At 28.8% G+C, this 10449-nt stretch carries 10 protein-coding genes; all 10 read right to left on the bottom strand.

Annotated features, from left to right (window positions below; all coding sequences use genetic code 11):
- A partial coding sequence (locus tag ACVC2P_RS02115) for a hypothetical protein (protein ID WP_452596831.1) occupies positions 1-331 on the bottom strand: 331 nt, incomplete at its 3' end.
- A 524-nt stretch (positions 332-855) separates the two neighbouring features.
- Positions 856-3321 (bottom strand): DUF5686 and carboxypeptidase regulatory-like domain-containing protein, encoded by a 2466-nt coding sequence (locus tag ACVC2P_RS02110; protein ID WP_452596830.1) that lies wholly within the window; start codon positions 3319-3321, stop codon positions 856-858.
- Between the two features lie 184 nt (positions 3322-3505).
- Positions 3506-3961 (bottom strand): SsrA-binding protein SmpB, encoded by a 456-nt coding sequence (gene smpB, locus ACVC2P_RS02105; protein ID WP_452596829.1) that lies wholly within the window; start codon positions 3959-3961, stop codon positions 3506-3508.
- A 127-nt stretch (positions 3962-4088) separates the two neighbouring features.
- The gene (locus ACVC2P_RS02100; protein WP_452596828.1) at positions 4089-4646 is read right to left on the bottom strand and encodes a GNAT family N-acetyltransferase; all 558 of its coding nucleotides are present in this window, start codon (positions 4644-4646) and stop codon (positions 4089-4091) included.
- A 7-nt stretch (positions 4647-4653) separates the two neighbouring features.
- Positions 4654-5325 (bottom strand): deoxyribose-phosphate aldolase, encoded by a 672-nt coding sequence (deoC, locus tag ACVC2P_RS02095; protein ID WP_452596827.1) that lies wholly within the window; start codon positions 5323-5325, stop codon positions 4654-4656.
- Between the two features lie 332 nt (positions 5326-5657).
- The gene (locus ACVC2P_RS02090) at positions 5658-6149 is read right to left on the bottom strand and encodes an acyl-CoA thioesterase (RefSeq protein ID WP_452596826.1); all 492 of its coding nucleotides are present in this window, start codon (positions 6147-6149) and stop codon (positions 5658-5660) included.
- Between the two features lie 51 nt (positions 6150-6200).
- Positions 6201-6797 (bottom strand): TetR/AcrR family transcriptional regulator, encoded by a 597-nt coding sequence (locus tag ACVC2P_RS02085; protein WP_452596825.1) that lies wholly within the window; start codon positions 6795-6797, stop codon positions 6201-6203.
- A 74-nt stretch (positions 6798-6871) separates the two neighbouring features.
- Positions 6872-8785, bottom strand: a complete 1914-nt coding sequence (locus ACVC2P_RS02080; protein ID WP_452596824.1) for a hypothetical protein — start codon at positions 8783-8785, stop codon at positions 6872-6874.
- Between the two features lie 266 nt (positions 8786-9051).
- Positions 9052-9585 carry an acyl-CoA thioesterase gene (locus ACVC2P_RS02075; RefSeq protein ID WP_452596823.1) on the bottom strand — a complete coding sequence of 178 codons (534 nt, stop codon included), beginning with the start codon at positions 9583-9585 and terminating at the stop codon, positions 9052-9054.
- A gap of 132 nt (positions 9586-9717) precedes the next feature.
- Complete coding sequence (locus tag ACVC2P_RS02070; protein ID WP_452596822.1) at positions 9718-10335, bottom strand: hypothetical protein; 618 nt, start codon at positions 10333-10335, stop codon at positions 9718-9720.
- Positions 10336-10449 lie beyond the last annotated feature (114 nt).

The following is a 10449-nucleotide window of genomic DNA, read 5'->3' as shown; positions in this document are numbered from 1 at the left end:
TTTCTGGGTTTATAGTACCATTGGCAGCTTGCTCAGCATATTCTATAGCTATAATTATTTTAACAGTACTAGCTAGCGGTTGCAATCGTTCTGCATTTTTATTAGCAATAATTTTATTGTTTCTAATAAGTGTAATAGCCGCTTTGTCTGGGTTCTCCTTTATAAAATTTATAATATTAATTTTATTGGATGAAAAATAACGTATCCCAATAATACCAATAGTTATTGCTAGCCCTAAAAGAGCAGTACCGATAATTAAAATTGCCTTAGTCATAAATTCGTATTTTAATATAAGTAGCGAAATACGAATATCGTTACATTTTTTCTGCATTTAAAATTAATAATATTAATAGCGTTGATATTGTTTTTAAACAAATCAAGGTGGTTTGCAATGACTAATAATAACATGGTTATTTGTTGTTATTATTGGTGTTTATATAGAAGTTAGTTATAGCTTGTACTATTAAGTTTCAAAAAAACTATTTCATTACCCATTTTTTTGACCCTTTATTTAAAATTGCCTTATAACAATCTTTATATAGTTTTCTTAAATATGAATTTGTAATAAGGTTTTTGAATATCCGTAATCAATTATAAAGTCTGCTGTCAACCTAAACTTGTTTCAGGTTCTCACCATAAAGCATCTATGTTTTTAGCAGTTATGTGATGCTGAAACAAGTTAAGCTAGACATGATAGTAGCATTATAATACAAATAAGGACAACCTGTAAGATTTTATTGATTTGGTTAAGTTTCAATAATATTTACAAATTTATATTTAAGAATTGTTTTCTATTAATAAAATTACTTATGCATAGTCTTTAGTAATAACGTTAATTATTACATTTCAGTGTGTTTAAAAACTAAATCCAAATAAAACGGCATCATTTAAAAAACCACTTTGGTAAGAGCGAACATAATCTACACGTAAAAATCTAAATTTACCAAACCCTAAATTATCTATTCCAATAGAATATTCACTATAAGGTTTGTTGTCTTGTGTTACAGCTGCATTTGCGCCTATAATTAGGTTAAAGTTAAGTTTATTTAATAATGGTATTTTATTTAAAATAAAACCATTAAAATTATGTTCTACATGCATTTCTGCATACGATTTATTAGTGCTTAGCCCGTAATATGGTAAATTTTTAAAGGCATTTAAGTACGATCCATCCAATTTAACGTTGGTTTGATTGCCATTGAAGTGATGATAATCCATAAAGGCTATATTATCTGCGTTAGAGAAAGTCCCGCCGCTTACATTGTATCTAAAAAGGCCTTTATTACCCAAAGATACATTTTGTCTTAGTCTAACCTTAAACTGATCGAAATTATAGTTTTCGTTAGTTGCGCCCAATCCTTTTTCGTAACCAATGCTTAAAGTGGGGTATTTATTGCTTCGTATGTTATATTTTCCATCTGGATAACTTAAATAGTTTTGTGCAAAATTTATTGTTGCAATGGCATTAAACTTAACGATATTGTGTGTGCTAAAAGGAGCAATACCATAAGCTAACTCATTTACAGGATTGTTACTTGTATAACGATCTCCATCTTCATTAATTAAAGTATAGTCTGTATTATTAAATAATGCTTTTCTACGTTCGTAACTTAAAGAAGAATTAAAGAAAAAGCCGTTAAGTATCTCTTGTGAGAATGCTAATTGAGCGAAGCTTTTATCATAAAGTTTCATGTAGTTATCTTCAAAAAATAAGGTACTTACAGCATTTTCTAATCTAGAAATAGGTCTAGAGGCATTAAATTGCTCAGTTTTTACCCCGCCAGAAAGCGATATAGAACGTTTATTTTTATTATTAAACTTGTAATATATAGAAGCCGTACCACGTAAACGATCGTCTGCTTCTCCATAATTTATATTAGAATTGATACTTAAAAAACGCTTGTACTCGTCGTAACGCTTGGTATAATTTAAACCAACATTACCATTCCAGCCTTGTACGGTATTAAAGCTAATACGCTCAAGAGGAGAACTTATACTAAATCTATACTTTTTATGTGAGTTTTGGTAACTGTAGCCTCCTATGATGTCTCCTAGTTTAAATTTATTGTTTTTTTGATCTATAGAATCTAAATACGGTTTAGATTCTTTTACTATTTGTATACTATCTTTTTTTACATAATCTGTAGATTCAGCAATGGTTAAAGGTACTGGGCGTATAGTACTCCAATATGTAGAATCCTTTTTATTAGAGTTTTCTGCAAAGGATAATACTTCTCTGTTAAATGTTCTAGCTTCAAATTCTGGTGAAAAGTTATAATTACTATATACCGATGTAAAACGACCATCTCCTTTAATACCAAAAAGACCAAATCTAAAATCGAAGGTTTGCGATATTAATGCCCATACACCATCTTTTTCTGAATACGAAAACGTTTGTTGTATGGTAAATAAATCTACAGGTGCAGTTTTTACTTGAGCGCCTCTAATATTTACATCAACAGCGTATAGGTTCCATTGATCTTCTACAATATAAACGTAACCAGAGAAGGCCTTATCATTTTCACGTTTAGGCGTTATTTTTATTTTATTAATTAGGTTGTTCTTATCATCGTAAAATACACCTTCTAGTTTATAACGATAATAGTTAAAAGCCATATCGGAGATTGGAGAAACTACTTGTGTACCTAATTCGAAAGTATTTTTATAAAAATTGAAATTAACATCGCTAGCATTATTAAAACTAAAACCATTATCATCACCACTAACTTTAGATGCTATTATTTTTTCTTTTAGTGGTTTAGGGCTTTGGTATTTTAATTTAGAAATAGTTTCCGATAGATATATAATACCACTTCTAGTAGAGTCTAATCCGCCACCTAAATCTCCAACCTCTTGACCTAAGATTTTTTCAGGGGCATTTTTAATTTGAATAACACCACGAGAGTAAAAGTCTGATGTGTATTTGCTTAATTTCTTAAGGACTTTTTTTCTATTGTTAATAGTATTTCTAATAATACTATTTGCAGGATTTTCTTCAGAGTTTACAACCACTTCATTTAAAGAAATATCTTCTTCAACCAATACAGCATCCAAAGTAAATGGGAAACTTTTAATAGTAACGTTTTTTTTCAATGTTTTATAGCCCAAATATTGAAACACAATAGTATAATTACCTGGCTTAGTTACATTAAGCTCATACATCCCTTCACTATTTGTGGTTGTTCCTGTATAAGTATTATCTATAAAAATGTTGACAACAGGAAGTGTTTCGTTTTTTGAAGAGGTTACTGTTCCTGTAATTTGCGCAAAAGAAAAGCTACACAATAATAATGTAGCAAATGATAGTAAAGATTTTAACATGTGTTGGTTTTGTTTCTTATTGTTTGTATCTATTAGTATAGACGCACATTTTATAAATAAGGTTGCCCGAAACTAATTATTTTATGTGTAAATCTATAATATAGACACCAAACATAGATATAAAACGTACATGCGTTTGTTATAGTATTCCTAAAACTTTGTGAAATTTATTTTAAATAAAACTTTAAAAGTTTTTCTTAATCCTATCTAGAGAGCGTTTATTGTCTCTATCTTTAATGGTTTCTCTTTTGTCGTATAACTTTTTACCTTTTGCTAAGGCTATGTCTAGCTTAGCATAACCGTTTTCGTTAATAAATAAGCGTAAAGGCACAATAGTAAGCCCTGTGTTTTGTACTTCTTTATTTAGCTTTTTTAATTCTCGTTTATTAAGCAATAGTTTACGCTCTGCTTTTGGTGCATGATTGTAGTGATTACCATATAGATATTCTTGAATAGTCATATTAACAACAAATAACTCTCCTGCTTCGTTAAACTCGCAAAACGACTCTGCAATAGAGGCTTTACTCTCTCTAATAGATTTTATTTCGGTACCTGTAAGGACAATTCCTGCGGTATATTTATCTAATATCTCGTATTGAAATCGTGCTTTCTTATTCTGTATGTTTATGTTTTTTTGCATGTGGAGCAAAATTAAGTATAAAAATTAAAATAGACTTATGCTATTTGGTTAAAGAGGTTTTTTATCCAATCGTTAACTATGCAATCCATAATAATATGTACTCTAGGTTAGTTATTTTTGTATAAAATTAAGTGATGTGTAATTCTTTTTGCATTATTACCATACCTCTTAATGGTTCATGCAATAATTCAAAATTTAAATGAGATTTTCCTGTTATTGTAAACCCTTCTTTTAAATAAAATTTAAGGGCTTGTTTTTGCGTATCCATAGCTTTTAACCATAATACGTTGTTGTTATGGGCTATTGCTTGTGTTGTTATCCAATGAAACAATTGTTTTGCAACACCTTTACCTTGGGCTTGGGTTCCTAAATAAATTCTATTAATATAGGTAGATAATCTACTAAAACTGTTTGGAGAGGTTTGATTGTGTCGTATTCTAATAATGCCAACAGTTTCGTTATTATACTCCACAAAATAGTAATGACTATCTGGTTCTAAAAGTTCTTTTTCTAGCGGTTTCTTACTGTAAAATAGATTAATATAAAAACTACAATCTTCATTAACCCATAAATGTTTATATACGGGTGGATAAATGGTTTCCATTAACTTGTATAGCTTAGATTGGCTACTAATTGTAACGGGGGTTAATTGTAAATTATTTGAAAGCCTAACGGTTGGTGTCATTCTATATTTAATATGGGTTGCCGTTTTTTGTATTACTGCCTGTTACAATTGCTATTCCAGATGAGGTGCCAATTCTATCGACTCCTAAATTTATATATTTAAGTGCTGTTTTGGTATCTCTAATACCTCCAGAAGCTTTAATTTTTACAACGGTATTCTTGGTAACACTTTTCATTAGTTTTATGGCATTAACTGTAGCACCATTGGTTCCAAAACCAGTTGAGGTTTTAATAAAGTTAGCACCACTGTTTACAGCAAGTTCACTAGCTTTTATAATTTCTATTTCATCTAGATAGCAGGTTTCTAAAATAACCTTTAACAAGGTGTTTGGTATAGCTTTTCTAACAGCTTCTATATCTTGCCAAACAGTATCGAAAGCTTTGCTTTTTAAAGCGCCGATATTTATAACCATATCTATTTCGTCTGCGCCATCTTTTACAGCTTGTTGTGCTTCTGCAACTTTAGCTTCTGTACTCATAGCGCCTAAAGGAAAACCAATAACACTACAGATTTTAACGGTGCTATCTTTAAGCTGAGATTTGGCTTGTTTAACATAACAAGAGTTAACACATACCGAAAAGAATTCATACATTTTTGCTTCATTACAAAGTGCAATAATATCTGTTGCTGTTGTTGTTGGTTTAAGTAAGGTATGATCTATATATTGATTGAAAGTCATAAATTTATTTAAAATATAATATTATTCAGATGTATATTTTGATAATATTCGTCAGTTCGAGTGGATTTTACGATTGAAAATGAGTGAAATCTGTATCGAGAACAAGAATTTTATTTAAAAAATGTTCTCGATACGATTTTTTAAGCTTCGCTTGGGTATCTTCAATCAAAATATATTTTGATTTCAATAATCTCAAAATCACTCGAACTGACATGTAATAGTCATTTTTAATTCCAAATACACAATATGTAATTTAAAATATAAAAATACAATCTTTTCATTAGGACTGCATTGTTTTTAACTTTTAGATGTATATTTTCAAGAAAACAATACTAAACCATAACTTTTTTAGAGCGTATTTGTAATAAGCGTTCTTCAAAAGTAATAGCATTAATAGGTTGTAAAATGCTTTCGAATAAGGTATTCATATCTTCAGCATGTATTGCCCTTTTTTGTTCTAATAAATTAAAATGTGTGAAACCACACCAAATAACAGCTTTTAGTTGAGTTTTGTTTTCATTATACATGCGCATTTCTACATATAATTCACTTTCGGTTTTACGGAATAATTGAGAGCTTATTGTTACCGTTTCCATTAAAAACGCAGGTTTTAAGTAGGCAATTTGATTACTACTAGAAACCCAACTTTTTCCTGTACGTTTTGCCATGTCGAACATATCTAAATTATAATGTTCTAAAATTGCATCTTCTCGATGATTAATAAAGTAGTTAATATAACTTCCGTTATTTAAATGGTTAAATGGATCGCAATCTTGAAACCTAATTTTGGTTTTACTTTCTACTACTTTTGGTAATGTTTTCATTTTTAGTTTTATTTAAATATACCAATCGGTATATTATTAATTAAAAAAATATCAAGCTTTTAGCTCATTATGTATCATGTGGTCTATTTGTGTTGTGGTGTCTTTTATATAAAATTCATCATCCATAGTATAGGTCATAAATACAGCACCTTGTATCATAGAATCTATACGTTTTGCATAATGCATTGCGTTAATCTCTGAAGAAATTTCTCCTATTTCAATACCATTTTCTATAATAGTTGCTACTTGATTTTGTATTCGCTCTATTACCACACGTACTTTTTCCAGTAATTTTGTGTTTTGGTTGTTGGCATCTACACCAATGTTAAGAACAGGACAGCCACCTATTTGTTTGCTGTAATCGTAATAATTTCTGTAAAAGTCTGAAATAAGAAATAATTTTTGAATAGGGGAGTCACTACGTTTTAGATGCTCTGCTATTTGATTCATCACTTTTTTTACTGTGAATTTAAAGGCTGCTATGGCTAAAGATTCTTTATTTTCAAAATTACCGTAAATAGCACCTTTTGTTAAGCCTGTTGCTTTGGTAATATCACTCATGCTTGTTGCTGCATAACCATTTTTATTAAAAATGGGTGCTACAGTTTCTAAAATAAATTGTGTAGTGAGTTCTGCTTTTGTTAACATAAGTACAAATGTAATAAAAAAATACCGATCGGTATTTTTTTATTACAGCTAATATTCTTGTTTACTAATAGGAATTAGTGAGGCGGACAGAGAATTCCAACCCATTCGTTTGTTTGTTTTGTGTATAATTTTTCAATTGCACCACTTTTACCTGTACTGTTATAGTAATATTTTAATAAATAGTAAGGATTACCTCTGGCTCCTTTTTCTGGGGCAATGTATTTGTAGTAATATACTGAGCCTTCCCAGTCTTGTTGTTGTAAAATATATCCCCAGCAGGCTTTTAATTTGTTGTTAGATTTAGAGTAGTTGAAAAATTGATCTTCAAGGCTTTTTATTTTTGTATTGTACCACTTGTATTTATTACTTTTTTTATAGGTTTCCCAATCGTCAAGAGTAGTTTTAAAATGTTGCATTTGGTTTTGTTTAAAGCCTAAGTTGCTTTTATTAATTCGTTTTCTAAAATCTTTGCGTAAGTTTTCCCATCTGCTCTTAGAACTAAGTGTGTTTAAGTAACGGTCTACTTTTTTATGATAAGCTTTTATTTCGTAAACAGTGTTTTTAGATGCCTTGTTTACTTTTTTTAAATCTTTAGTGAGTTCTTTATTTAAGGCTTTTAATTTAGCATTGTTATTTGCTTGAGTATTAAAACTATTTGAAAACTCTTTAGCACAATTTTTTATATCTGCTTTAATGGATTCTTCTGTGCTATTAAATGCCTTCTTAAAAAGAAGTTCTGTTTTATTATTAATAAATTCTTCAATAGGCTCATGAATAATGGGGTCTATAAAATTCTCTAGAAAGGGAATATCTGTTTTTAAAATTTCTAATAATCCATTAACCCATTTTTTTCCAGTCTTTTCGTAAATATTTTTTATGATTATACTTAATGGTTCTTTGTATTTACGATAGAACTTAGAGTATTTTATATTGTTTGCACTTCTTGCATTTTTATATTTTTTTGTAGCATTATCAACATCTGAAGCAGTATGCTTATTCTCAGACCAATCCGTGTTTTTCCTCTTAAATTCCTCATAGATTGTAGAACTACTTTTTGTAGTGCTCGTTTTTGTTGCTTTACTGTATTTATTAACGCCATAATAAAATACTTTCGAAAAATTAAATTTTGGTTTAAGTGTTTTTTTTAGAACATTAACATTAAGCTTATTAATAATATGTTCTGGAACTAATGTATTAAAATCTTCATAGTCATCATTATCGGTAGCAGCATCTAACTTAGGTTTAATAGCTTCAGTTTTACTTAAAACATCTTCTATGTTTTCGTTTAGTAGTATTTCGTTAATAACAATTTCTTTAACTTTTTCACGGATGTTACTATATAATAAAGTATTATTTTCTATAATCTGTAACTTATGTATTTTTAAGTTTGCTATCCTTTTTTGTTCTACAGCATTTAATCTATTACCAAAAAAGGTGAAAGAGGTTGAGACGGTAAAAAAGAGTAGTAGTAATTTTAATAGCTTATTTAGTTTTTGAAACTTTTTTTTAAGCTTTAAGCTTTCTAGAAATGGAAAAGATGAAATACATATAATAAGCACTATAAGGATTAAAGCTTCGTAACCACTACTTATTGAAAAGAACTGCATAGTCTCTTTTATTTTGTGTTGTGCATGCTCAATTTGTAGAATTGTAGATTTTGCATACTCTATATTAGTTGTCGAATCTAACCAAAGTTGAAATAAGCTAAAAATAAATGAAACTATTATAAAGATAGCGAAGAATTCACTTAAACTTTTTATAATAGCGTACCTCCATTTATGACTTTTTGAATGGTTTAATTTCCAATTAATTCTTTTTTTTTGAAAAATGTTGAGTAGAAATAGTTTTAATGTTGTGAATACATTAAACTTTGGAGTTAGCTTGTTGTCTTTAGCTTTATATTCAACTTCAAGATAATCATAATAAAACTTACTTAATCTTAACCCAAGATATATCAAGACAGAAATTATAAAAAGAAAATAAATCATTGTTAGTTAATTTTAAGTAAAAGTCGCAAACAATAAGGTCGCATTCAATACCTAATTATAGGTATTTATAAGCTTTTTTAAAGGTCTAATATTTTTTTGCTAATTCCAATACGTAGATCTACGTATATTATTTGGTGTTAGATTATTATAAGGTTTAAACATGTGTTAATGATGCTTTATTAGGTAAGAAAAACTATAATATTTAACACATTTAAAGAATAGCGTATTAACTTGTATTAATTATGAAAATTAATGGTTGAAAAATGTTAATTCCAATGATTAACCAGTCTGTCGTTCATTTTAATAGTCTCTAATTCATAAGTATTTATTAAATCATATTTAAATGTTGGCACTTTTTCAATGTTAAGTGCTTTCATTATTTCTGATGTAGGAATCGTTTTTCTACCTTTTTTTATTGTGTTTTTAACAATACAAGCAGCAACTGTTTTTCCTTTTCTTATAATTTTTTGTTCTATATAAATCCATTTTTCATCCACGTAAGAAATCCTGGTTAATATTTGGGCTTTCTGGAACATTTTTAATGGTTTGTAGAATTGAATACTTATTGCTTGGCTAGGAAAAAACCATTTATTTTTTGATGCTATTTTAAAAAAGTTAGATCTTACCATTAAATCTAACCGGCCAGTTTCTAGAATGGTCATTATGGCGGCATGATTTGTAACAGAAACATCTATATCTGTAATCCAAACTCTAAATGATTTCGAAACGGTTTCTGTACCAGTAAGCTTTTTTTTAAACTTTGCACTTAGCAGAGCTATTGTAAGTCTAATCCATCTCATGTTGTGTGCCTATTGTATTAAAAAAATAGGGTTAGTATTTACGGTATGAGTTGCAAACTTGAGCCAGCTAGGGTAAAGGTTCGAGCACTGTATGTATTCTGTTGAGATTACACAGTGTTATGCAATACGTTATTAATTTTTAATCTCTAAGGTATCTAAAAATAATTCAATAACCGCTTTATCTTCTTTTGAGTCTTCGTTTAATAGCATTGTTAACAAAATTAGTCCTTCATCTTTTTTCCCGTAACTGGCTACGGTATATGTTTCTTTTTCTCCTTTGTAAGTTAACGTTGCTTTTATACCTTCGATTGTTTGGCCCGTTTTTAGTTTTTTACTGAATTTTTCTTCACTCATAGTGTAGCCGTAATTAAGACTCTCTTTAGTTATTTCACTTAACATTAATCGGGTTAAACCACTAGGGTTAATTGTTTTATATTTTTGAACCATAAAACCACTTCCTGTAGATTTCATTATCATACATTGTTCTATTCCCTCTTCAATTTTAGAGTTAGAGACACTAAGAGATTTATCGTGATTAAAAGAAATCATACTATCTGAATAGAATAGTATATTTGGTTGAGTAAGTTTTATATTTAATTTTTCTCCTTTTGAGGTTTTATGTTTAATATCTGTATTAAGATTAACATGAATGGTATCATTATTTATAATTAAAATATAGTTTCCTTGGTTTTGTGCATAACTTAAAAAGCTTATTAATAAGGCTCCTAAAATTGTAATTGTCTTTTTCATGTATTCTTTTTTTATCAATAACACTACATTCAAGCAGTAGAAATTGTAGTTTTATATTTAGTTTTTGTCAAAAATACTACATTTTAGGCCATGTATTCCAAAATATATTAGATG

The organism is Pontimicrobium sp. MEBiC01747 (assembly GCF_053601635.1).
This window is presented reverse-complemented; position numbering and strand designations above follow the sequence as displayed.